Origin of the sequence: Nesterenkonia sandarakina (genome assembly GCF_003003175.1) — a bacterium.
Lineage (GTDB): Bacteria > Actinomycetota > Actinomycetes > Actinomycetales > Micrococcaceae > Nesterenkonia > Nesterenkonia sandarakina_A.
Genome location: NZ_PVTY01000012.1, coordinates 1 through 24,580, shown reverse-complemented (window position 1 = coordinate 24,580; position 24,580 = coordinate 1). Strand labels below are relative to the sequence as shown.

The 24,580-nt window shown below is 66.5% G+C and carries 20 protein-coding genes; 18 read left to right on the top strand and 2 right to left on the bottom strand.

Annotation, left to right across the window (positions count from 1 at the left end; genetic code table 11):
* Positions 1–46: 46 nt before the first annotated feature.
* Positions 47–388 carry an acylphosphatase gene (locus tag BCL67_RS10655; protein WP_106123423.1) on the bottom strand — a complete coding sequence of 114 codons (342 nt, stop codon included), beginning with the start codon at positions 386–388 and terminating at the stop codon, positions 47–49.
* A 103-nt stretch (positions 389–491) separates the two neighbouring features.
* Positions 492–1,661 (bottom strand): amidohydrolase, encoded by a 1,170-nt coding sequence (locus BCL67_RS10650; RefSeq protein WP_106123422.1) that lies wholly within the window; start codon positions 1,659–1,661, stop codon positions 492–494.
* 94 nt (positions 1,662–1,755) lie between these two features.
* Between BCL67_RS10650 and BCL67_RS10645 the strand changes: the two genes are divergently transcribed.
* The 18 genes from BCL67_RS10645 to BCL67_RS10560 all read left to right on the top strand — a co-directional run bounded on the left by BCL67_RS10645 (position 1,756) and on the right by BCL67_RS10560 (position 24,299).
* On the top strand, positions 1,756–2,706 hold the full coding sequence (locus tag BCL67_RS10645; protein WP_106123421.1) for a cation diffusion facilitator family transporter: 951 nt from the start codon (positions 1,756–1,758) through the stop codon (positions 2,704–2,706).
* A 91-nt stretch (positions 2,707–2,797) separates the two neighbouring features.
* Entirely contained in the window at positions 2,798–3,649 is an 852-nt protein-coding gene (locus tag BCL67_RS10640; protein WP_146131136.1) for a superoxide dismutase family protein, read from the top strand.
* Between the two features lie 294 nt (positions 3,650–3,943).
* On the top strand, positions 3,944–6,919 hold the full coding sequence (locus BCL67_RS10635; RefSeq protein WP_258174972.1) for a DUF4040 family protein: 2,976 nt from the start codon (positions 3,944–3,946) through the stop codon (positions 6,917–6,919).
* A complete protein-coding gene (locus BCL67_RS10630; RefSeq protein ID WP_106123419.1) occupies positions 6,916–7,410 on the top strand; it encodes a sodium:proton antiporter in 495 nt (164 codons plus the stop codon). The genes BCL67_RS10635 and BCL67_RS10630 overlap by 4 nt, the downstream gene beginning before the upstream one ends.
* Positions 7,407–9,011, top strand: coding sequence for a monovalent cation/H+ antiporter subunit D family protein (locus BCL67_RS10625; RefSeq protein WP_219886491.1), 1,605 nt, complete (start codon positions 7,407–7,409; stop codon positions 9,009–9,011). The genes BCL67_RS10630 and BCL67_RS10625 overlap by 4 nt, the downstream gene beginning before the upstream one ends.
* On the top strand, positions 9,011–9,415 hold the full coding sequence (locus BCL67_RS10620) for a Na+/H+ antiporter subunit E (RefSeq protein WP_181255979.1): 405 nt from the start codon (positions 9,011–9,013) through the stop codon (positions 9,413–9,415). Before BCL67_RS10625 ends, BCL67_RS10620 begins: the two co-directional genes overlap by 1 nt.
* Positions 9,412–9,678, top strand: coding sequence for a monovalent cation/H+ antiporter complex subunit F (locus BCL67_RS10615; protein ID WP_036474080.1), 267 nt, complete (start codon positions 9,412–9,414; stop codon positions 9,676–9,678). The genes BCL67_RS10620 and BCL67_RS10615 overlap by 4 nt, the downstream gene beginning before the upstream one ends.
* Entirely contained in the window at positions 9,678–10,037 is a 360-nt protein-coding gene (locus tag BCL67_RS10610) for a cation:proton antiporter (protein ID WP_258174970.1), read from the top strand. The genes BCL67_RS10615 and BCL67_RS10610 overlap by 1 nt, the downstream gene beginning before the upstream one ends.
* Positions 10,038–10,076: 39 nt before the next feature.
* Complete coding sequence (locus BCL67_RS10605) at positions 10,077–11,348, top strand: YihY/virulence factor BrkB family protein (RefSeq protein WP_258174968.1); 1,272 nt, start codon at positions 10,077–10,079, stop codon at positions 11,346–11,348.
* 458 nt (positions 11,349–11,806) lie between these two features.
* Positions 11,807–13,660 (top strand): ABC transporter substrate-binding protein, encoded by a 1,854-nt coding sequence (locus BCL67_RS10600; protein WP_106123416.1) that lies wholly within the window; start codon positions 11,807–11,809, stop codon positions 13,658–13,660.
* Positions 13,661–13,801: 141 nt separating this feature from the next.
* Positions 13,802–15,325: an ABC transporter permease gene (locus tag BCL67_RS10595; protein ID WP_106123415.1), complete on the top strand. Its 1,524-nt coding sequence runs from the start codon at positions 13,802–13,804 to the stop codon at positions 15,323–15,325.
* Entirely contained in the window at positions 15,322–16,488 is a 1,167-nt protein-coding gene (locus BCL67_RS10590) for an ABC transporter permease (RefSeq protein WP_106123414.1), read from the top strand. Before BCL67_RS10595 ends, BCL67_RS10590 begins: the two co-directional genes overlap by 4 nt.
* Positions 16,488–18,251 carry an ABC transporter ATP-binding protein gene (locus tag BCL67_RS10585; RefSeq protein WP_106123413.1) on the top strand — a complete coding sequence of 588 codons (1,764 nt, stop codon included), beginning with the start codon at positions 16,488–16,490 and terminating at the stop codon, positions 18,249–18,251. The genes BCL67_RS10590 and BCL67_RS10585 overlap by 1 nt, the downstream gene beginning before the upstream one ends.
* A 227-nt stretch (positions 18,252–18,478) precedes the next feature.
* Complete coding sequence (locus BCL67_RS10580) at positions 18,479–20,068, top strand: peptide ABC transporter substrate-binding protein (protein WP_146131135.1); 1,590 nt, start codon at positions 18,479–18,481, stop codon at positions 20,066–20,068.
* A gap of 198 nt (positions 20,069–20,266) precedes the next feature.
* Entirely contained in the window at positions 20,267–21,193 is a 927-nt protein-coding gene (locus BCL67_RS10575) for an ABC transporter permease (RefSeq protein ID WP_106123411.1), read from the top strand.
* The gene (locus tag BCL67_RS10570; RefSeq protein WP_258174966.1) at positions 21,186–22,130 is read left to right on the top strand and encodes an ABC transporter permease; all 945 of its coding nucleotides are present in this window, start codon (positions 21,186–21,188) and stop codon (positions 22,128–22,130) included. The genes BCL67_RS10575 and BCL67_RS10570 overlap by 8 nt, the downstream gene beginning before the upstream one ends.
* 13 nt (positions 22,131–22,143) lie before the next feature.
* Positions 22,144–23,247 (top strand): ABC transporter ATP-binding protein, encoded by a 1,104-nt coding sequence (locus BCL67_RS10565; protein ID WP_106123409.1) that lies wholly within the window; start codon positions 22,144–22,146, stop codon positions 23,245–23,247.
* Positions 23,244–24,299 carry an ABC transporter ATP-binding protein gene (locus BCL67_RS10560; protein WP_106123408.1) on the top strand — a complete coding sequence of 352 codons (1,056 nt, stop codon included), beginning with the start codon at positions 23,244–23,246 and terminating at the stop codon, positions 24,297–24,299. Before BCL67_RS10565 ends, BCL67_RS10560 begins: the two co-directional genes overlap by 4 nt.
* Positions 24,300–24,580: the final 281 nt, after the last annotated feature.

Genomic DNA, 24,580 nt, shown 5'->3' with positions numbered 1-24,580 from the left:
GCCCGGCCTGCTGCGGCAGCTCGCGGGGCGCTCGAGCGAAGTCTGCTCAGCGGCGGATCTCGAAGCCTGCCCGGGGCAGCGAGGCCAGGTCCTGCTCGGTGGCTTCGCGCTGCTCGACGTCGTCCACGTCTGCGGCTTCGGGCCCCTTGGCGGCCCAGCGCAGCAGCGCGTCCACCGCTGGTCCGTCTCCGCCGACGAGCAGCTCCACCGCGCCGTCGGAGATGTTCCTCACCCAGCCGATCAGTCCAAGGTCATCGGCCTCCGCCTTCGCGGCCGCGCGATATGCCACCCCCTGCACCCGACCGGTGATCTGCGCGTGGGTTCCGGTGGTGCAGCCTGAGGGAGCCAGCGGCTGTTCGGAATCGGGCGAGGAGGGGGGTTCAGTCATGCGCCCAGTCAAACATCCTCTCGGGTCAGTCACCAGGCCCCGGCCCTCTCGGATTGAGCGGAGCGGGGCCTGGAGTGCGGGTCGGGCCGCGGAGCCCGATGGATCAGGCTGCGGAGTCGGCCGGCTCGTGGGAGAACACCAGCTCCCCGTCGATCCAGGTGTGCTGGACCCGGTTCCTGGTGTTCAGCGGATCCCCGGACCAGAGCGCCAGATCAGCGTCCTTGCCCGGCTCCAGGGTCCCCACGCGATCTGCCACCCCGAGCACCTCCGCCGGATTGATCGTGATCGCTCGAAGCGCCTCCACCGGGTCCATGCCTTCGCGCACCGCCAGCGCCGCCTGGTGGATCAGGAACTCGATCGGCACCACCGGGTGATCGGTGATGATCGAGACCTTCACCCCGGCGCGGGCAAGGATGCCCGGGGCCTTGGGGCTGCGGTCGCGGACCTCCACCTTGGAGCGCGAGACGATCATCGGCCCATAGAGCACCGGGATGCCGCGCTCGGCGATGACGTCGGCGAGCTTATAGGACTCGGTGCCGTGGTCCAGGACCAGCTCGTAGCCGAACTCATCGGCCAGGCGCAGCGCGGTGGCGATGTCATCGGCGCGGTGGCAGTGCTGCCGCCACGGGATCTTGCGGTCGAGCACCATCGCCAGCGCCTCGGAGACCAGATCGCCCGGCCGGTCCGCCGGATCCTTGGCCTGCCAGTTCTTGGCCTCGGTGAAGGCCTTGCGGATGGTCATCGCGACCCCGAGCCGGGTGTTCGGGGTCTGCTTGCGCTCTCCATGGACCCGCTTCGGGTTCTCGCCCAGGGCCGACTTCAGGCCCGAGGGGGAGCGCAGCACCATCTCATCGACGATCCGCCCCTGGGTCTTCAGCGCCACGGCGAGTCCGCCGATGGGATTCGCCGACCCGGGATTCACGTTGACCGTGGTGATGCCGGCGGATCGGGCGTCGGCGAAGCCGATCTCTGCCGGGTTGATCGCATCCAGCGCGCGGACCGCGGCGGTCACCGGATCGGTGGTCTCGTTGACATCGGCCCCGGCCCAGCCCTCGCCCTCCTCGTGCACGCCCAGGTGCACGTGGGCATCGATCAGCCCGGGCAGCACCCAGCCGCCTGCCGCATCGATGACCTCGTGCCCGGCGGGGTGATCCACGTCCGGTCCGAGGGCCGCGATCTTGCCCTCGGTGACCACCAGGGAGCCGTCGAAGGGCTCACCGCTGATCGGCAGGATGTGGGCATTGCTGACTACATAGTTTCTTTGAGCAACCATTTGGTGACTCTAGCGCACCGGCTTGCTGAGAACGCTTCTGCGTCCGGCTCGCAGCTTAGGAGATCCCGGATGAACTGGGGAGAATAGACCTACGATGCACCATCACGACCATGGCGCCCGCGCCGGCGCCGAGAACTCCGCCGAGACTCCGGAACGCGCGCGCTCCCACGGCCGCCGACTGGCCATCGCGTGCGCGATCACCGTCGGAATCGTCCTGGCCCAGGCCATCGGCGCCTGGGTCACCGGGTCGCTCGCGCTGCTCACCGATGCGGTGCACTCACTCACCGACAGCATCGGTCTGGGCGTCGCGCTGATCGCGGCGGGGCTGATGTACCGGGCGGCCACCGCCCAGCGCACCTGGGGATTCCGTCGGGTGGAGATCCTGGCCGGCCTGCTGCAGGCGACGCTGCTGCTGAGCGTCGGGATCTACGCCGCGGTCGAAGGGGTCAGTCGGCTCGGCGCCCCACCGGTCATCATGCACCTGGAGCTGCTGCTCTTCGGCGCGGTGGGCCTGGCCGGCAACGTCATCTCGCTGCTGGTGCTCGCCTCGGGCCGCAAGGCCAACCTGAACATGCGAGCCGCCTTCCTCGAGGTCAGCGCCGACGCGCTGGGGTCGCTCTCGGTGATGATCGCCGCCGTCGTCATCTGGAGCACCGGCTGGCAGCAGGCCGACGCCGTCGCCGCGCTGGTCATCGCGGCACTGATCATCCCGCGCGCGCTGCTGCTGCTGCGCGAGACCGCCCGGGTGCTCCTGGAGTTCGCCCCGCGCGGGCTCGACCTGGAGAAGGTTCGGGAACACATGCTGGCCCAGGACCATGTCCAGGACGTCCATGACCTGCATGCCTCCACCGTCGCCACCGGACTGCCCGTGATCTCCGCCCACGTGGTGCTCGACGATGCCTGCTTCCGTGAAGGCTGCGTGCCGGAGACCCTGAGCAGACTCAAGACCTGCGTGGCCGAACACTTCGACGTCGCGGTGGAGCACTCCACCTTCCAGCTCGAGCCGCCCAGCATCGCCGCCGGGGAGACCCACACCCACGCCTGAGCGCGAGGCCCGGATCCCAGCGGATGCCGAGACTCCCAGGATCCGGGCGGAAAGTCGTGACCGGGCAGGGTGGCCGGTAAGCTGTGCGCTCATGAGCACTCCACCCCTGAGATCCTCCGCACGCAGGCTCCGCGGCATGCCGCTGACCGGGATCGGCCTGCTCGCCGCGCTCACCCTGGCGGGCTGCGGCGACGGGGACCAGGGCAGTGCCTCCGGCAACGACGACGACGCCGCGCAGGTCGACGCGGACACGCAGGACGACGGGGCGACCGGCGACGGCGCAGACACCGAGGACGGCGGAGACGCTGAGAGCGGTGCACAGGACGCGCAGGCCGGACCGAGCGGATCCGAGGACCCCTTCGCGACGGCGGAGCTCACCGACATGGCCTCCAACGGCATCGGGACGGTGAGCTTCACCGAGGTGGAGAACGGCGTGCTCATCGAGGCCGAGGTGCACGACCTCGACGCCGGCTTCCGCGGCATCACCATCCACGAGCGCGGAGTGTGCGAACCCCAGTCCAGCTCGGACTCCGGGGTCTTCGGCGACTTCGAGTCCTCCGGCGGACACCTCGTCGGGACCACGGAGGAAGACATGGGCATCGTGGAGGGTGAGGAGGCCCCCGAGGAGCCGGCCGAGACCAACCTCGATGACCTCTCTGAAGAGATCCCACCCACAGAGCCCGAGGCCGTGACCCACCCGGACCACGCCGGGGACCTGCCCAACCTGCTGGTCAACGAGGACCGCACCGGCTGGCTGAGCCTGGTGAGCGATCGGCTGGTCCCGGACGACCTGCTCGGCGATGAAGGCAGCTCCGTCATCGTCCACGCCCAGCCGGACAACCACGGCAACGTCCCGGAGCGCTACTTCGGCCCCGACGCGGAGACCCTGGCCAACGGGGACTCCGGCAGCCGCATGGCCTGCGGCGTCGTCGAGGAGCAGTGACGCTCCCGGAGACGAGACAGATTCCGCACCGGACCCCGGCGCGGAGATTGATCAGCGGCGATGCACCGTCGCTGTAGCACGGAACACACCGGAGCATGGTCCGCCCTCCATGATCAGGACTCAATTGCTGAGAGATCAGCTCGATGGATATAGTCGATCACTGGTGTGCCGGGAAGACTGGTCGGCGATGAGCTTCACCGCGCCGTTTCACCCCGCACCGACTGGAGGCACCATGCACCTGCGAAGACCTTCCATGCGCTCAGGGGCGCCGGCGGTGGTCCGTCGATGACGCTCATGGTGCTCCTTCTGCTGACCCTGGCCCTGGTCCCCATCGCCGTCGTCGTCCACCGCGCCCTCGGACGCGACACCGGCTTCTTCGCCGCCGTGGCACTGACCGGCATCGGGGTGGCCACGCTGCCGTGGCTGAGCACCCTGATCGACGGGGGAGTGTTCGAGGAGCACCTGCCCTGGATCCCGACCATCGACGTCGGGCTCAGCCTGCGCCTGGACGGGCTCGGCATGGTCTTCCTGCTCCTGATCCTCTTCATCGGCGCGCTGGTGATGGCTTACTCCGCGCGGTACTTCTCGGTCAAGAAGAAGACCTCGGACTACTACCTGTGGATGCTGATGTTCGTCTTCGCGATGAGCGGCATGGTCATCGCTGATGACCTGATCCTGCTCTTCGTGTTCTGGGAGTTCACCACGCTGTGCTCCTTCTTCCTGATCAACCGCTCCGGAGACAAGGCCGCTGCCCCGGCCCAGCGCACGCTGCTGATCACCGCCGCCGGCGGGCTGGGCCTGCTCACCGCGGTGCTGCTGATCATCGTCGAGACCGGCACCACCCGGATGTCCGAGGCGCTGAGCCACACCGCCTGGCAGGACAACACCACCTTCACCTCCGTGGTCGCGGTGCTCATCGCCTTCGCCGCGTTCACCAAGTCCGCGCAGTTCCCCTTCCACCTGTGGCTGCCCGATGCGATGGTCGCCCCGGCACCGGTCTCCGCCTATCTGCACGCCGCCGCCATGGTCAAGGCCGGCATCTACCTGCTGCTGCGCTTCTCCCCGGTCTTCGCAGACTCCACGCTCTGGCAGGTGCTCCTGATCAGCTGTGGTCTTACCACGGCCCTGATGGGTGCGCTCTTCGCGATGCAGCGCCATGACATCAAAGAGATCATGGCCTATTCCACGGTCTCTCAGCTGGGCTTCCTGGTCGCCGTCATCGGCATCGGCACCCCCACCGCTCTGGTGGCCGCCACGATCCACGTCATCGCCCATGCCTTGTTCAAATCCGCGCTGTTCATGATGGTCGGCATCATCGAGCACGAAGCCCACTCGCGAGACATCCGCCGGCTCAACGGGCTGAGCAAGACCATGCGGGTCTCGCTGGTGGTCACCGTGATCTCCTCGCTCTCGATGGCCGGGGTCCCGCCGCTGCTGGGCTTCGTCTCCAAGGAGCACCTGCTCGCCGGGTTCCTCTCCGCCGACATGCCCGCCGCACTGACCTGGACGCTGACGTGCATGGCAGTGCTCGCCGCGATCGGCACCTTCGCCTACTGCGGGCGCATCGTCCTCGGTGCGTTCACCGGCTACACCGGCGCCGGAGCCAAGGACGAGTTCCACGAGCCGATCGACCCGGCCACGCCCCACGAGGCCCCGGCCAGCTTCTACCTCCCGGCGCTGCTGCCCGCCGCCGCCGGCCTGGTGCTCGGCTTCATCCCGTTCGTCTTCGACGGACTTCTCACCCGGGCCGGCGAGGACGCCCAGACCGGGACCTACGCGGCAGAGTTCGCGCTCTGGCACGGCTTCAACACCGAGCTGCTGCTCTCGGCGGTGATCGTCGGCGGCGGGCTGCTCGCCGTCGCGCTGCGCGCCCGGCTCGACGACCTGATTCCGCGCAGGATCCTGCCCTTCACCGGTGTCGAAGCGGTCGAGTCGATGCGCCTGGGCGTGATCAACTTCGGCCGTCGGGTCGGTGACATCACCCGCACAGACATGCACGGAGTGCACCTGGCCGCGCCCGGCATCCTGCTGGCCGGCGTGTTCATCGCCGGAATGGTCGTCGCCCCGGAGGTCGGGGAGTTCGATCCCGGCAACACTCGGATGACCGACTGGGTGCTGATCGCTCTGCTGGTCTGCTTCCTGGCCGGCACCGTGATCGCCGAGAACCGGGCGGCCGCCGTCGTGCTCGCCGGTGGTGCCGGCTTCGTCGTCGCCGCGTGGTACTTCGCGCTCGGCGCGGTGGATGTGGGCATGACCCAGCTGCTCGTGGAGATCCTCACCGTGGTGGTGCTGGTCCTGGTGCTGCGCAAGCTGCCCAAGCGCTTCCACGCGGTCACCCGCACCCGACGCGCGGTCTCCATCGCGGTGGCCCTGGCCTTCGGCGTGATGGCCTTCGCCGCGACCTTCGCCCTCACCGGCCGGCGCGGACAGACCCCGGTCGCCGAGTGGTACCTGGAGAACACCTACGAGGAGACCGGCGCGCTCAACGTGGTGAACTCGATCCTGGTGGACTTCCGCGCGCTGGACACCTTCGGGGAGCTCACCGTGCTCGGCGTCGCCGGCTTCGCGATCCTGGCGCTGCTGAACTCCTCCTTCGCCACCTCGGACAACGAGCCGCCCGCCTCCCGGCAGTGGTCCGGCACCCCGTTGGACCACCCGGGGGACAACACCACCGCCATGCGCAGCGTCTTCAACTGGATGGCGCCGTTCATCGTGCTGCTCTCGCTGATCCTGCTGCTGCGCGGCCACTACGAGTCCGGCGGCGGGTTCATCGCCGCGCTGGTCGCCGGCGGCTTCTTCGCCCTGCGCTATCTGGTGGCTCCCTCGGACACCTCGGTGAAGCTGCGCTTCGACTACGCGATGGTGATCGTGGGCGGCATCATCGTCGGAGCCGCCACCGGTCTCGCCGGCTACCTCGAGGGCTCGTTCCTGCGCCCTGTCGTCATCGCAGAGGGGCTTCCGATGCCTTGGGGCTCCGACGCCGGGTTCTCACTGACCACGGCGCTGATCTTCGACGTCGGGATCTACCTCGCCGTGATCGGTGCGGTGCTCGTCGCGCTGGACCGGCTCGGCCAGGCCCAGCGCTACCCGGCGGAGCTGCTCAAGGCGCACCGTCGGGCGCACGGCACCAGCGAATCGGACTTCTCCACGGTGAAGGTCCCCGCCGGCTACCACGCCGACCCCGGCGACCTTCCCTTCGAGGTGCAGGCGGATGAGTCCTGGCCCGGGGTCCTGCCAGAGAACGATCCGAGAGGGGTGAACGACCGATGAGCATCGCCATCGCCGTCGGGCTGCTCACCGCCGCAGCCGTCTACCTGTTCATGCAGCGCGGCATGGTGCGGATCGTGCTGGGCTTCGTCCTGGCCAGCCACGCCGCCAACCTGATGCTCTTCGCCGCAGGCAACACCGCGTTCCGCGGCGTGCCCTATGTGGGCTCCGGCGAGGTGGGCGAACAGGCCGACCCGCTGCCGCAGGCCTTCGTGCTGACCGCCATCGTGATCGCCTTCTCCATCACCATGTTCATGGTGACCCTGGCGATCACCACCACCACCGATGACGACACCGAGGACGTGGAGGTGTCCCCGGCGCGGCTGCTCGCCGCGGACCGCGGCGACACCAAAGACGCCGGCTTCTTCGGTCTGACCACCGAGTCCGGTGACATCGTGGTCGAGCACGGGGAGGACGAGACCGGAGAACCCTGGCCGGAGAAGATCCCCGGGCCTGTAACGCCCGCCGAGACCCAGGAGGGAGACGCCCGATGACTGAGATGCTTCCTCCGCTGCTGCCCCTGGCGGTCGGGGTCCCGCTGCTGCTGGCCGCCGTGGGTGTGGCGCTGCGCAAGAAGCGCCTGGCCCGCCACGTGATCAGCCTCGGCACCCTCGCCGGACTCTTCGGCTTCGCGGTGCTGCTGGTGATCGCCACCGGCGACGGCACGACCCTGGTCCACCAGGTCGGACTCTGGGACTACGGGGTCTCGATCCCGTTCGTGGTCGACGCGCTCTCCGCGCTGGTGCTGATGATCATGTCGGTGCTGGCCATCGCCAGCGTGCTCTTCGCCATGGCCACCCATGAGGCCCGGGCCCGGTTCTTCCACCCCTTCGTGCTGGTGCTCATGGCCGGGGTCTCCGGTGCGCTGATGACCGGTGACATCTTCAACCTGTTCGTGTTCATCGAAGTCATGCTGCTGCCCTCCTATGGCCTGCTGGCCATGATGGGCGCCAAGCTCGGCGCCCACGGCGCGCGGATCTACGTGTCGGTGAACCTGCTGGCCTCCACGCTGCTGCTGGTCGGCATCGCCCTGGTCTACGCCACCGCGGGCACCGTGAACCTGGCGGAGCTGCACGGCGCGGGCAAGGACGACCCCGCCGTCGCTCTCGCCGGCGGCGTGGTGCTCACCGCCATCGCGATCAAGGCCGCAGTGGTCCCGGTCCACGGCTGGCTGACCCGCACCTACGCGATGACCTCCCCAGCGGTGACCGCACTGTTCTCCGGGATCCACACCAAGGTCGCGATCTACGCGATCTACCGGATCTACTCGCTGCTCTTCGACGGTGACGAGCGCTTCCTCTGGGTGGCGCTGCTGATCACCTCGGCCACCATGCTGATCGGCGTGCTCGGCGCGGTCGGGGAGAAGACCACCCGCTCGATCCTGGTCTTCCACATGATCAGCCAGATCGGGTACATCCTGATCGGCGTCGGACTGTTCACCCTGCTGGGCCTGACCGCCGCGATCTTCTACCTGCTCCATCACATGATCGTGAAGGCCTCGCTCTTCCTCTCCACGGGCGCCATCGAAGAGACCTATGGCACCGGGGAGATCGACAAGCTCGGCGGCATGCTCAAACGTGAGCCGCTGATCGCAGTGACCTTCATGGTCGCCGCGCTCTCGCTGGCCGGGCTGCCGCCGTTCTCCGGGTTCGTGGCGAAGTTCGCGATCATCCAGGCCACCCTCGCCGAATCCCACTACTGGGTGGCCGCCGTCGCGGTGGTGGTCTCGATCTTCACGCTGCTCTCGATGCTGAAGATCTGGACCGGCGTCTTCATGGGACCCGAGCCCGACGACCTCCAGGAGCGCGCGCTGACCTATCAGCAGCGGATGCACGGCAAGCGCTACCTGCGGGTCCAGGCGCAGGCCGAGACCCCCACGCTGACCATCGGACCGCCGACGGCGACCACCTCTGCGGTGCTCGCCGGCAAGCAGGCGGTCAAGGTCCCCTTCAAGCTGATCTTCCCCGCGATCCTGCTGGCCGGGATCACCTTGTTCTTCGGACTCGGGGCGGAGCTGCTGATGGGCTGGTCGGAGACCGCGGCAGAGAACCTGCTCAATCCAATGGACTATGTGAGGGCGGTGAGTGGAGCATGATGAGTTGGCCATTTCGGATCATCGGATTCCTCCTCTGGTACGCCAAGGAGTTCATCACCGCGAACCTCTCGGTGACCGCCGAAGTGCTGCGTCCACGTGGACGCTCCAAGATGAAGCCCGCGATCGTCGCGGTCCCGGCCGCCTCACGCAGCGACAGCGAGTGGACGCTGATCTCCTCGCTGATCACGCTCACCCCGGGCACCCTGACGATCACCATCTCCAAGGAGCACGGGATCCTCTACGTGCACGGGATGTTCGTGGAGAGCCGCGAGCAGCTGGTGGGCGAGATCCAGGAGATGGAGGACCGGATGCTGCACGCTGCGCGCCGAGCCCCCGGGGATCTCACCCGTCCCGCCGAGCTCCCGGTGGTCCGTCCGCTGGAGGAGACAGGTGAGAGCCGATGATCTCCGAATGGACCCTTGAGGTCGCGCTGATCCTGCTGGCGATCGGCATGGTCATCGCCGCGGTGCGCGGACTGCTCGGCCCACGCACCATGGACCGGGCCGTCGCCGCAGACCTGATCTTCTTCGCCACGATCGGCTTCGTCGCCCTGATCGGACTGCGCACCAACATCGAGGCGCTCTTCGACATCATCCTCATCGCCACGCTGCTGGGCTTCATGGCGGCGCTGTCGATGGCCCGACTCGGATCAGGAGGTCGCCGCTGATGGAACTCACCGATCTCGCCGACATCGTCGGCCTGGTATTCATCTTCCTGGGCATCGCCACGATCATCATCTCCGCGATCGGGCTGTTCAAGCTTCCCGATCTCTACCTGCGCGCCTCGGCCGTCGGCACCTCCGCAGGTCTCGGCGTCGCCTCCATCGTCCTCGGGGCGCTGCTGATGGATTTCAGCGGAACGAACCTGATCAAAGCGATCATCGCGATCATCGCTCAGCTGCTCACCTCCGCCGTGGGCTCCATGGCCATCGCCAGGGCGGGATACCTCAACAATGCGCTTCCAGCGCCGATCACACATATCGACGAGCTTCGGCTCACCCGGCGCGAGACGTCAGGGGGTCGCTGAACAGTTGGTGCTGAGTTCACATGCGGCTAGTTTGAACCCATGAGCACTCATTCCGACCCGCAGGGTCACCCCGAGAATTCCAGCCCGGCCCGCCGTGCCGCTGGCGCCCTGAAGGCCCACCGTGCCCCACGGCACCACATCGAGGACCACGGCCAGACCGGGGGCACCGTGCACCAGGGCGACCAGCTGCGCGTCGGCACCCTCTCCGCGGCCGCAGACCAGCCGTTCATGGTCAAGAATCGCCAGCGGGAGGACTTCGAGGAGTCGATCGCTGGAGACAGCGAGGACAAGAAGACCTCGTCCCCGGTGAAGCTGACCGGGACGACCTGGAAGTACAGCGCCAAGCGGACCCTCACCGAGTTCGGCCGGGACAGCTGCACCGACCTGGCTGCGGGCCTGACCTATTACGCCGTGCTCTCGGCCTTCCCGGCGTTGATCGCGCTGGTCTCGCTGATGTCCTTCGTCGGGGAGGGGGAGCGGACCCAGGAGTTCCTGCTCTCGACCGCCGCACAGATGGTCGAATCAGACACGATGGAGCAGGTCCGTCCGGCCATCGAGGCGATCACGAGCGTGGAAGGTGCCGGCATCGGACTGGCCCTCGGTCTGCTCACCGCGCTGTGGACCGCCTCGAACTACGTCAACGCCTTCTCCCGGGCGATGAACCGGGTCTATGAGGTTGAAGAGGGCCGCTCGATGTTGAAGCTGCGCCCGATCTTCTACCTGGTCACCGCGGGTCTCCTCGTGCTGGTGGCCACGGCGATCTTCCTGCTCCTGACCTCCGGGCCGATCGCCCGGGCCGTGGGAGACACCATCGGCCTCGGGGACATGGCCGTGACGATCTTCAACTGGGCCACCTATCCGGCCCTGCTGCTGGTGGCTGCCATATGCATCGCAATGCTGTACCACGTGACCCCGAACCTGCGGCAGCCCGGAGTTCGTTGGATCTCGGCCGGCGCGCTGCTGGCGATCGTGGTCATGGTGCTGGCCACCACCGCGGTGTTCTTCTACGTCGCGAACTTCAGCAACTACGAGGCCACCTACGGGGCGCTGGCAGGTGTCATCGTCTTCCTGATCTGGATCTACATCATGAACCTGGTCCTGCTGCTGGGGGCCGAATTCGACTCCGAGCTGGAGCGCGGACGTCAGCTGCAGAGCGGCATCGAGGCCGAGCGCACGATCATGCTGCCCCCGCGCGATATGGCCGCCGCTGAGAAGAAGTCCAAGAAGTACGAGGATCTCGTCGCCCAGGCTCAGGCGCTGCGTCTGAGCAAGGGGGAGACCTCCAACCCGGAGACCTCCTGGCGACGCTGAGCGAGACTGCCTGAGCATCGTCGTAACACTCTGACTTATTCGCTGGCCAGGTGCATTACCGATCAGTAGCAGGGCTTTGAAGTGAATGTTGCTTACGTGTTTCAAGTAGCGAAGTGGCGCCGCTCACAGACGTTGCGGACATATGACCGCCTGGTAGCTCCCGTGTGATTCCTCTGGCGGAATCGCACGGGAGTTTCTCTGTATCGGGGGCTTTGTTGCATGTTTCACACATGTTTTCTGCGCGTGGGGCGGCGGCTGTCATGGGCGTGATGTGGGTCATATCTGACTCGGTTGATCCGGGTAACGATTCAGTCACGCGTGGCGAAATGGGCATCCAGGCTGCCGGGTCGACCGTAGTCTGGTTCGCACATTGAACCGGTGTTAGATGGGTCACTTTCTCGAGGGATGAGAAGTGGACGTCGCAGCGGTCACATCGCATTGAAGGATGAGGAGCAACTGTGAAACTGAGGAAACTCTCTGCGGCGACGGCCATCCTGGCCACCGGCGCACTCGTGCTCTCCGGATGCACGCCCGACGGCGGCAACGACGACGCCGAGGCGGCGGACACCGGCAACGGCGAGACGAACGGCGAGGCCAGCGGCAGCACCGACGCGTTCAACGCCGAGGGCCAGCAGTTCACCACCGAGCCGGAGGACACCGGCAAGGCCGACACCAGCGATCTCGAGACCATGGAGGACGAGATCTCCGTCTCCATGGGCGAGATCGAATTCGTGGGATACAACGGTCAGACCCCGGAGAGCTACAGCGTCTACAACTCCACCGTGGTCAACCGGATCTTCGAGGGCTTCGGCTACTGGGGCACCGACAACGTCTGGTACGCCAACGAGGACTTCGGCTCCTACGAGGTCATCAGCGAAGACCCCTTCACCGTGGAATACACCATCGGCGAAGACGTCTCCTGGTCCGACGGCACCCCCGTCACAGTGGCCGACTATGTGCTGGACTGGGCGTACCAGAACGCCTCGCTGACCAACTCCGACGATGAGCCGCTGTTCAACGGCATCTCGCAGACTTACGGCGAACGCGTGCTGGAGGGCCCGCAGGGCGACCCCGAGGGCAAGACCTTCACGATCGAGTACACCGAGCCTTTCGCCGACTGGGAGATCCTGGTCAACTATGCGCTGCCCGCGCACGTGGTGGCCGAGCAGAGCGACATGGAGCTCGACGAGCTGGTCACGGCGATCCGCGATGCCGACACCGAGGCGCTGGAGCCCGCAGCAGAGTTCTGGAACGAGGGCTGGCTGACCGACCCCGGCACGCTGCCCGACGAGGAGCTGATCCCGGTCACCGGTCCCTACACGCTGGACAACTGGCAGGCCGGTGAGTCCCTGACCATCACCGCCAATGAGGAGTACTGGGGCAACGCGCCGGGCACCGAGAGCATCGTCTTCCGCTTCGTCAACGACGGCCAGCACGTCCAGGCTCTGGAGAACGGCGACCTCAACGTCGCCCGTCCGCAGGCCACCGTGGACACCCGAGGCCAGCTCGAGCGGCTCGAGGGCCAGGTCGTGCTGCACGAGGGTGAGGCCGCTACCTGGGAGCACCTGGACTTCAACTTCATCGAGGGCGGGACGTTCGCCGAGAGCCTGGAGCTGCGCGAGGCGTTCGCCATGTGCGTGCCGCGCCAGCAGATCGTCTCCAACCTCGTCGAACCGGTCAACCCCGAGGCATCGGTGCTCAACGCCCGTGAATCGCTGACCTTCGAGGAGAACTACGAGGACATCGTCGCCGAGAGCTATGACGGCACCTACGACGAGGTCGATGTCGAAGGGGCGGCTGAGATCCTCGAGGCAGAGGACGCCGTCGGCACCGAGGTCCGCATCGGCTACGCCGCTCCGAACCCGCGCCGCACCGACACGGTGGCCGAGATCAAGGCCTCCTGTGATGAGGCTGGCTTCGAGATCGTCGACTCCGGCTCCGAGGACTTCTTCGGTCCGGGCGGCGCTCAGGAGACCGGGGACTACGAGGTCGCACTCTTCGCCTGGGCCGGTTCCGGTCAGGTCGTCTCGGGTCAGAACATCTACTCCACCGATCGTCCGCAGAACTACGGCGGCTACTCCAACGAGACCGTGGATGACCTGTTCAACCAGCTCGCCACGACTGAGGACGCCGACGAGCAGCAGGAGATCATCATCGGCATCGAGCAGGAGCTCTGGGGAGACCTGTTCGGAATCCCGCTCTACGTGCACCCGCAGCTCTCCGGCTCCGACATCTCGATCAGCAACGTCCGCGACACCGCTTCGCAGGACCAGATCGTATGGAACGCCGAGCAGTGGCAGCGCGCTGAGTGATCTCAGCAGTCCGCAGGTCCGTATCGGCTGAGCATCTCAGCTGACGAGGACCATTGACATCGGTGGGGTTCGATCCGAAGGAACTTCGGATCGAACCCCACCGATGCTTCCCCTGCAGCTCGTGGAAGGTACAACCACCCCGTGTACAGCTATGTCCTAAAACGTCTTCTCAGCGCCGTCGCGGTGCTCTTCGGCGCTTCGCTTCTCGTCTTCGTCCTGGTGATCAACTCCGGTGATCCGCTGCAGGAGCTGCGCGAGTCCAACGCGGAGAACGTCGAGTTCCTGATCCAGCAGCGCATCGCGTTCATGAACCTCGACGAGCCCTGGTACTCCCGCTACTGGATCTGGCTCAGCGGGATCGCCGGCTGCGCCGTCGGTGCCTGCGAGTTCGGCACCAACATGAGCGGTCAGGATGTCGGCGCGATGGTCGCGAACTCGGCCTCCTCCACGCTGCGCCTGGTCTTCCTGGCCACCATCCTCTCGATCATCATCGGCATCCTCACCGGCATCATCACTGCCATCCGGCAGTACTCCTCCCTGGACTACGCCGTCTCCTTCTTCGTCTTCCTCTTCTTCTCGCTCCCGGTCTTCTGGGCCGCGGTGCTGGCCAAGGACTGGATGGGCATCACGTACAACAACTGGCTGCGCGAGCCGAACTTCACCTGGACGCAGATCACCGTCGTCGCGGTGGTCCTCGCGATCATGGTCCCGCTGATCATCGGCGGATCCGCCCGACGTCGTCTGCTCACCGGAGCAGTGATGTTCGGCTTCGTGCTGGTCGCCATGCCGCTGCTGGATTCGTTGAACTACGCCCGGGAGCCCCGGCTGGGACCCGCGGTCATCACGCTGCTCGGCGTCGGGCTCGCCTTCGGTCTCACCGCGCTGCTCTCCGGGCTGCGGAACCGCCGGGTGCTGTACTCGGCACTGACAGTGGTCGGACTGGGCCTCGTGTCCTACTACGCCACCTTCTGGCTGCTGATCGACCCTCCAGGCGGCTGGCTGACCATCGCGGGCCTGTTCGTCGTGACCATCGCGGTCGCAGTGCTGGTCGGTCGGGCCATGGGCGGCCACGCCAAGGGTCAGGCAGTTGCCGTCAGCGTGATCACTGCGGCCCTGTTCGCAGTGATGGTGCTGCTGGACCACTTCATGCGAGCCTGGCCCGGTTTCCTGGGCATCAAGCCTCGCCCGATCGCGACGATCGGCTCCTCCTCGCCGAACTTCAGCGGGGACTTCTGGCAGGTCGCCCTCGATCAGGGAACGCAGCTGGTGCTGCCGACCACGATCCTGATGCTGGTCTCCGTGGCCACCTACACCCGCTACACCCGCAGCTCCATGCTGGAGGCCGTGAACCAGGACTACATCCGCACGGCACGCGCCAAAGGCGTCAACGAGCGCACCGTCGTCTTCAAGCACGCCTTCCGCAACTCGATGATCCCGCTGACCACCATCGTGGCCTTTGACTTCGCCGGCCTGATCGGTGGAGCCGTGGTGGTCGAGCAGGTCTTCGGCTGGTCCGGCATGGGCGACATGTTCGTGACCGGCCTCAGCAGCTCAGACCCCGCGCCCGTCATGGCGTTCACCCTTATCACCGGCGCCGCCGCGGTGCTGTTCAACCTGATTGCGGACCTCATGTATGCGGTCCTGGATCCGAGGATTAGAGTATGAGCCAGTCGATACCCCCCATCCCGCCCGAGGACGTGCGCAGCGCGACCGAGGCGGAGGACGCCAAGCTGGCCAGCGCCCAGCGCTCCTACTCGCAGGGCCAGCTGGTCCGGCGCAGATTCTTCGCCCATAAGCCAGCCGTCGTCTCCATGGCCGCGCTGATCTTCATCATCCTGCTCTCGATCACCTCCATCGGGTTCTCCGGGCAGGGGACCGGCTGGTGGTCGAAGAGCTTCCTCGCCACCGGGCTCACCGTCGACGGCGGCGTCCCGACGATGTTCCGTGACGGATTCCTCGGCGAGCACCCCTTCGGCCAGGACAGCATCGGACGGGACTACTTCGCCATGGTCATGCGCGGCACCCAGCAGTCGCTGCTGGTCGCTCTGGGCGTCGCGCTGTCCTCCACGGTGCTCGGTGTGCTGGTGGGTGCCCTTGCCGGATACTTCCGCGGCTGGATCGAGGCGGTGCTGATGCGGATCACCGATGTGGTCATCGTGGTGCCGCTGCTGGCGCTTGCGGCCGTCTTCGGCGCCTACGCCCAGGGTCTGCCCGGTGGCACGCTCACGCTGGCGCTCTTCATCGGCCTCGCCACCTGGACCGGCACCGCCCGCCTGGTGCGCGCCGAGATCCTCTCGCTGCGCGAGAAGGAATACGTCTCCGCGGCGATCGCCATGGGCGCGCACCCGGCGCGGATCATCCTCAAGCACATGCTGCCCAACAGCATCGGGGTGATCGTGGTCAACGCCACCTTCGCCATCGCTGCAGCGATCCTGCTCGAGACCACACTGTCCTACCTCGGATTCGGCGTGCAGGCCCCGGAGACCTCGCTGGGTGCACTGATCCAGAACAACCAGAACGCCTTCACCACCCGACCCTGGCTCTTCTGGTTCCCCGGGCTCTTCATCATCGCCATCGCGCTGAGCGTGAACTTCATCGGTGACGGCCTCCGGGACGCCATCGACCCGCGGCAGAAGCGCACCGGTTCGGCTAGGCCAGGCTGGCGGACGGCCTTCGGGCTGCTGGGCCAGGCCACCGCGGAGGAGCGGTCCGGCAAGCAGGTCACCGAGCTCTCCGGCGGTCCCACCCAGATGCAGCCACCTGCCGGAATGACGGACCACGGGCCGGACCTCGGCTACGACCCGACCGATGAGAAGAGGGACTCCTGATGCCCGAACCAGTGCTGAGCTATAAGGACATCCGTGTCAGCTTCGCCACCGAATTCGGTGACGTGGACGCGGTCAAGGGCGTCTCCTTCGACGTCATGCCCGGTGAGGTCGTCGCCGTCGTGGGTGAATCCGGGTCGGGCAAGTCCGTCACCTCCTCGACCGCGATGGGGCTGCTGCCCGAGAACGCCACCGTGAACGGTGAGGTCCTGCTTGAAGGCAAGAGCGTGCTCACGATGTCCACCGCCGAGCTGCGCCGGCTGCGCGGCTCCGACATCAGCATGGTCTTCCAGGAACCCATGACCGCGCTCAACCCGGTGCTGCGCGTCTCGGATCAGCTGGTCGAAGCGCTCCAGGTCCACGACGTCGCCTTTGGCGGGGAGGCCCTGGAGAAGTCCATCGCGCTGCTGGAACGGGTGGGCATCCCGGATGCCCGGACCAAGATCAAGCAGTACCCGCACCAGTTCTCCGGCGGGCAGCGGCAGCGCATCGTGATCGCGATGGCCATCGCCTGCGGGCCGAAGGTGATCATCGCCGATGAGCCCACCACCGCTCTGGACGTCACCGTGCAGGCCGAGATCCTCGATCTGCTGCGCGAGCTCAAGGACGAGCTGAACACCGGCATCCTGCTGATCACCCACAACATGGGTGTGGTCGCTGACATGGCGGACCGCGTGGTGGTCATGCTCAACGGCGAGGTGGTCGAGACGGGCCCGGTGGCCACGATCCTCGGCCACCCCGAACACCCCTACACCCGCCGTCTGCTCGCGGCGATGCCGCTGCTGCGTGAGGCGGGAGACCCCTCGCTGGAGTCCGAGCGGGTGGTCGTCACCGAACGTGGGGGAGTGGGCGATTCCTCATCCTCCCGCACGGCCACGGGCGTTCCAGATGGGCGCTCCAACGGTCGCGCTGCCAATGGCGTGGCCGGCACGGACAGCGACGCACCGCCGGCGCTCGAAGCCAAAGATGTCGCGCTGGAGTACAAGTTCCGGCGCAAGGCCACCCGGGTCGTGCATGATCTGAACTTCACCGTCCAGCCTGGCGAGATCATGGGACTGGTGGGGGAGTCAGGCTCCGGAAAGTCCACCGTGGCCAAGGCGGTGCTGGGTCTGCTCGACGTCGCCGAAGGTGAGCTGCGCGTTCGCGGATCCAACATGCCCGCCCTGCCGGCCAAGGAGAAGAAGGCGCTCAAGCGAGAGATCGGCGTCGTCTTCCAGGACCCGGCCGCCTCGCTGGATCCACGCTTCCCGATCGGTGACATCATCACCGAGCCGATGGTGGTGCACAAGGAAGGTGACAAGAACTCCCGGATGGCTCGTGCCCGCGAGCTGCTCGACGCCGTCAGGCTTCCCTCCAGCGTGCTCAACCGGTACCCGCACGAGCTCTCCGGCGGCCAGCGTCAGCGCATCAGCATTGCGCGCGCGCTGACCCTGAACCCCACGCTGCTGATCGCTGATGAGCCGACCTCGGCTCTGGACGTCTCGGTGCAGGCGGCGGTGCTGGACCTGTTCTCCGAGCTCCAGCAGCAGTACGGCTTCGCCTGCCTCTTCGTCAGCCACGACCTTGCAGTGGTGGACGCGCTGGCACACAAGGTGCTGGTGATGCAGAAGGGCCGCACCGTGGAGCAGGGAACCACTGATCAGGTGCTGCGACACGCCAAGGAGTCCTATACCCAGCAGCTGCTGGCGGCAGCGCCGGTGCCGAACCCCGAGGTGCAGGCACGACGGCGGACAGAGCGGCAACGGCTGCTCGCCGCGCTGGCCTGACAACGGATCCAGACATCGGGGTCGAGTAGCACAAGAATCACAGTTATATGGGCGAAACCTGAAACACAGCTGAAAAATGCCCTGCTAAACTCGCTCCCACAAGTGACCCACGCAACACTCTCGCGTGGATCACCGTATGCCCATAAAGCTCGCATCTTCTCGAGGAGTCATTGAATATGCACGTCAACAAGACATCCCGTCGCTCTCGCGCGACGGGCGCTGTCGCCGTGTCCGCAGCCGCAGCCCTGGTGCTCGCGGCCTGCGGCGGCGGTGACGACAACGGTGGAGACACCGGCAACGGCGAAGCCGCCGCAGGCGTCGAAGGCGGCGGCACCGTCTCGGCCTACAACTGCGAACCGCAGTTCCTGGTTCCCGCGAACTCCACCGAGGTCTGCGGCTCCTGGGTCCTCGGCTCGCTGTTCACCGGCCTCACCCAGACCGACTTCGACACCTACGAGCCCACTGCGGGCGTGGCGGAGTCCTGGGACACCGAGGACAACGTGACCTGGACCTTCACCCTGGGTGAGGACTGGACCTTCCACGACGGCGAAGCGATCACCGCACAGACCTTCGTGGACACCTACAACTGGGCCGTGGATCCGGACAACGCGCAGCAGAGCGCGAACTTCTTCGACAACTTCCTGGGCTACCAGGAGGTCGTCGACGGCGATGCCGAGGAGATGGAAGGCGTCCGAGCAGTCGACGACTACACCCTCGAGATCGAGCTCACCGAGCCCTTCTCCCCGCTGCCCGACATGCTGACCTACACCGCGTTCTACCCGATGCCCTCGGTGGCCTACGACGACATCGAAGCCTTCGAGCAGGCCCCGGTCGGCAACGGTCGCTACATGATGGACGGCGAGTGGGAGCACGACCAGCAGATCGCCGTGAACCGCTTCGAGGACTGGGCCGGGGAGAACCCCGGCCTTCCCGAGCGCATCGAATGGCGCATCTACTCCGAGGTCGACACCGCGTACCTGGACGTCCAGGCCGGCAACCTCGACATCCTCGACGCCGCACCGCCGAACCGCCGCACCACCGTGGAAGCCGACTTCGGCGACAACGCGCAGGACTTCGACACCTCGGCCTTCACCTACCTGGGCTTCCCGCTCTACCAGGAGGAGTTCCAGGACGCCGATGTGCGCCACGCGCTCTCCATGGCGATCGATCGCGAACTGATCATCGACAACATCTTCGACGGCGCGCAGACCCCGGCGGAGAACATCATTCCCCCGGACCTGATCGAGGGCAACGAGAACACCTGTGAGTTCTGCCAGTACGATCCCGAGGCAGCCGCGGACCTCTACGAAGAGGCCGGCGGCCCGGAAGAGCTGACCGTCTACTTCAACTCCGGCGCAGGTCACGAGGACTGGGTCGAGGCTGTGGCCAACCAGTGGCGCGACAACCTCGGCATCGAGGACATCACCTTCGAGTCCCTCGAGTTCGCTCAGTACCTCGGTCTGCATGACGAAGAGGCGATCACCGGACCGTACCGCCTGGGCTGGACGCTGTCCTACCCCAGCGCGCAGTATGCGATGGAGCCGATCTATTCCACCGGAGCGTCGTCGAACTACGCGGACTACTCCTCCGAGGAGTTCGATGCCCTGATCAGCCAGGCCAACGCCGAGACCGATCCCGACGCCGCAGCCGGGCTCTACACCGACGCCGAGGCGATCCTCCTGGAGGACATGCCGGTCATCCCGATGTGGTTCACCAACTACCAGGTGGTGCACAGCGACCGGATCGATGGAGAGTCCCTCTTCATGGATCAGGCCACCTTCACCCGCCTCGAGCAGGTGGTGGTGACCCAGGAGTAATCCTGGTACCAGTCAGAGGCGCGGTCTGCGTGAAAACGTGCAGGCCGCGCCTCTGGCATGTCGGCCGGTGGATTCCTGGAATTCCCGAACGACTCCCTATCATTGATCGCGGCGTCGCCCTCGGCTGTGGAGAAGACCTCTCCGCCGAGATAGACGCTCGGCGCACCCGCGCCACCGCCCGCACCCACAAGGACAGCAATGACCCGCTATATCATTCGGCGTCTGCTCCAGTTCATCCCGGTCATCCTCATCTCCACGTTGATCGTCTATGCACTGGTGTTCGCCATTCCCGGTGACCCGATTCGGGCACTGGCCGGAGATCGCCCGATGAGCGATGCCGTCAGGGAGACGCTGCGCGAGCAGTACAACCTGGATGACCCGTTCCTGATCCAGTACTTCAAGTACATCTGGGGCATCGTGACCGCTCTGGACTTCGGCTCGACCTTCAACGGCCGCCCGGTGACCGACATCATCGAGCAGCGCCTGCCGGTCACCGCCACGCTCGCACTCGTGACGCTCGTGATCCAGACGATCATGGGCATCATCGCCGGCATCCTCGCCGCTCTCTACCGCGACCGGTTCTTCGATCGATTCGTCCAGGTCTCCACCGTGACCATGGTGGCCCTGCCCACGCTGGTGATCGGCTTCCTGCTGCAGCTGATCTTCGGCCTCAATCTGGGCTGGTTCCCGATCGCGGGCGTGAACAACGGCATCAGCAGCTACATCCTGCCTGCGCTGACCATGGCCGCCGTGTCCACCGGCATCCTGGCCCGACTGGTGCGCAGTGAGCTGCTCGACGCGCTGAAGTCGGACTACGTCCGCACCGCCACCGCCAAGGGCATGAAACAGACCCGGGTGATCACCCGGCACGGACTGCGCAACTCGCTGATCCCCGCGGTCACCTTCATCGGCGCCGATCTGGCCAGCATGCTGGGCGGGTCGATCATCGTGGAGACCATCTTCAACCTCCCCGGGCTGGGCCAGCAGGTCTTCGCCTCCATCCAGGGGCAGGAGGGCACCGTCGTCGTCGGCATCGTGACCCTCTTCGTGCTCTTCTTCGTGGTGATCAACCTGATCGTTGATCTCCTCTATGGCCTTCTCGACCCAAGGATCCGTTATGAGTGAGATACACCGCCCCGAAGCCCGGGTGGAGCCGATCGACTCGACGATCGAGCCCGTCGGAGGCTCCGCCACGTCCAAGACCAAGAAGGTCGAGGAAGCCAGCCTGCTCGCCGATGCCTGGCGCTCGCTGCGGAGGAACCCCTGGTTCATCGTCTCCGCGGTCCTGCTGGTGCTCTTCCTGGGCATGGCGCTCTTCCCGCAGCTGTTCACCAACAACGATCCGCGCGAGTGCCTGCTGGGACGCAGCCGACAGTCGCCCTCCGCCGAGCACTGGTTCGGCACCGACGTGCAGGGCTGCGACTACTACAGCCGCGTCATCTACGGCGCACGGAACTCCATCGCCGTCGGCTTCATCGTGGCCATCGGCACCTTCATCATCGCCGTGGTCCTGGGCCTGGTCGCCGGCTACTTCGGCTCCTGGGTCGACGCCGTGATCTCCCGCATCACCGACATGGTCTTCGCCGTGCCCTATATCCTGGGTGCGCTGGTCTTCCTCAACGTGTTGGAGTCCCGCGGCGTGCGCGAAGTGGCCTTCGTGCTGATCATCTTCATGTGGCCCACCATGACGCGCCTGATGCGCGGCTCGGTGATCTCAGTGGTCAACTCCGAGTTCGTGCTCGCCGCCCGGGCCCTGGGCGCCGGTCCGATCACCATCATGCGCCGGCACATCCTGCCGAACTCGCTGGGACCGGTGATCGGCTACGCCACGGTGTTCACCGGCATCATCATCGGCGCGGAGGCGACGCTGACCTTCCTCGGCGTGGGCCTGCAGCTGCCTGCCATCTCCTGGGGCCTCCAGCTCTCGGACGCACAGCCGTTCCTGCAGACCGTGCCGCACCTGCTGCTCTTCCCGGTGATCTTCGTGGGACTCACCGTGTTCGCATTCATGACCATGGGCGACGCCATCCGCGACGCCCTTGATCCCAAATCCAAGAAGTGAAGGGCTGGATCTCATGACTGAATCCCAGACCTCGACCGGGTTCACCCCGGGAACCCGGCCCGGTGACGCGCCCCTGCTGGAGGTCAAGGACCTTCAGGTGGAGTTCCGCACCAAGGCCGGCGTCGCCAAGGCGATCAACGGACTGAACTTCACCCTGCACGCGGGGGAGACCCTCGCGATCCTGGGCGAGTCCGGCTCCGGCAAGTCCGTGACCGCGCAGACCATCATGGGCATCCTCGACATGCCGCCCGGTCGCATCGCCGGCGGCGAGATCCGCTACCGCGGCGAGGACCTGCTGACCATGGACGAGGAGTCGCGGCGGAAGCTGCGCGGCCGCAAGATCGCGATGATCTTCCAGGACGCGCTGTCCTCGCTGAACCCGGTGCTGCCGGTCGGCTGGCAGATCGCCGAGATGTTCCGCGTCCACCGCGGGATGAAGCGCAAGGAGGCCAGGGCCAAGGCCGTGGAGATGATGCAGCGCGTGGGGATCCCCGGCGCCGAGGAGCGTGCCGGAGACTTCCCGCACCAGTTCTCCGGCGGCATGCGCCAGCGCATCATGATCGCGATGGCCATCGCCCTGGACCCCGATGTGCTGATCGCCGATGAGCCCACCACCGCGCTGGACGTCACCGTCCAGGCCCAGGTGATGCGGCTGCTGAAGGATCTGCAGACCGAGTTCAACATGGGCCTGATCCTGATCACCCATGACCTCGGTGTGGTCGCCGACGTGGCGGACAAGATCGCCGTGATGTACTCCGGACGGGTGATGGAGGCGGCCGACGTCTACGAGATCTATGGGAAGCCGGGACACCCCTACACCCAGGGGCTGCTGAACTCCATCCCCAGGATCGACGACGAGGGCGGGCGCCTGCGCGCGATCTCCGGACTTCCGCCGTCGCTGACGGACATGCCCTCGGGCTGCCCGTTCAATCCGCGCTGCGAGTTCGCCACCGACCGCTGCACCACGGAACGCCCCGAGCTGCGGCTCGTCGCCGAGGGCCACCTCTCGGCATGCCACTACGCCGAGGACGTCTACGCCGGCACCGCCACCCGCACCCGGCGCCCATCACCCACCGGCGCCGGGATGATCGCCGGCTCTGAGGAGGCACCAGAATGAGCCTGTCTGTTCCCACTGCCGCTGTGGACCCGTTCGCCGACAAACCTTCGGTGCTCGAGGTCGACGGCCTGGTCAAGCACTTCCCGATCACCCAGGGCATCGTGTTCCAGCGCAAGGTCGGAGCCGTCAAGGCCGTCGACGGGGTGAGCTTCAACCTGCGCGAGGGCGAGACCCTCGGCATCGTCGGGGAGTCCGGCTGCGGGAAGTCCACCCTGGCGAAGCTGCTGATGCGCCTGGAGGAGCCCGACGCCGGGACCGTGAAGTTCCGCGGCGAGGACTTCCTCTCAGTCAAAGGCGATGAGCTGCGCCGGCTGCGGCGCAAGATCCAGATCATCTTCCAGGACCCCTACACCTCGCTGAACCCGCGCATGTCGGTCGGTGACATCATCGCCGAGCCGTTCAAGCTGCACCCGGAGGAGAAGCCCAGACAGGGTATCCGCAACCGGGTCAAGGAGCTCCTGGACCTGGTCGGTCTGAACCCCGAGCACATCAACCGCTACCCGCACCAGTTCTCCGGCGGACAGCGTCAGCGCATCGGGATCGCCCGCGGCCTGGCCCTGAACCCCGACGTGATCATCTGCGACGAACCCGTCTCGGCTCTGGACGTCTCGGTCCAGGCGCAGGTGATGAACCTGCTCGACGACCTGCAGAAGGAGTTCGGGCTCAGCTACATCTTCATCGCCCACGACCTCTCGGTGGTCCGGCACATCTCCGACCGGGTCGGGGTCATGTACCTGGGCAAGCTCGCGGAGCTGGGCACCCAGGACGAGATCTACACCGGCCCGGCGCACCCCTACACCCAGGCGCTGCTCTCCGCCGTGCCGCTGCCGGATCCGACCCTGCGTGGGGCGCGTGAGCAGATCGTGCTCCAGGGCGACCCGCCGAACCCGGCGAACCCGCCCTCGGGCTGCCGCTTCCGCACCCGCTGCTGGAAGGCCACCGAGATCTGCGCGACCCAGGAGCCGGAGCTGATCTCGCGAGGTCAGATCGCCCAGCTCGCCGCCTGCCACCACGCCCAGCAGAACGAGAAGATCATCCCGGCGCACAGCTGATATGTAGTTGCAGTTTGTCAAGAGGCAGGATGAGGCGCCCGTCCCCGTGGAGGGGGCGGGCGCCTCGTGCTTCGCTGCGGATCGGTCGGTGAGCGTGTCAGAAACGACGCGCGGTCAGACTGATATACGCGGGTTGGTTACCGCAGGACGGGATGTTCGGCAGGAGCGTTCCCGCGTGTCTAGGATCGAGCATCACCAGGGGTGGGACTGGCTGCTCATAGCTGTATCGCGGATCACTCCACGCGCTGCCACCGGCGTCACCGCAACGAAGCGGTCTATGG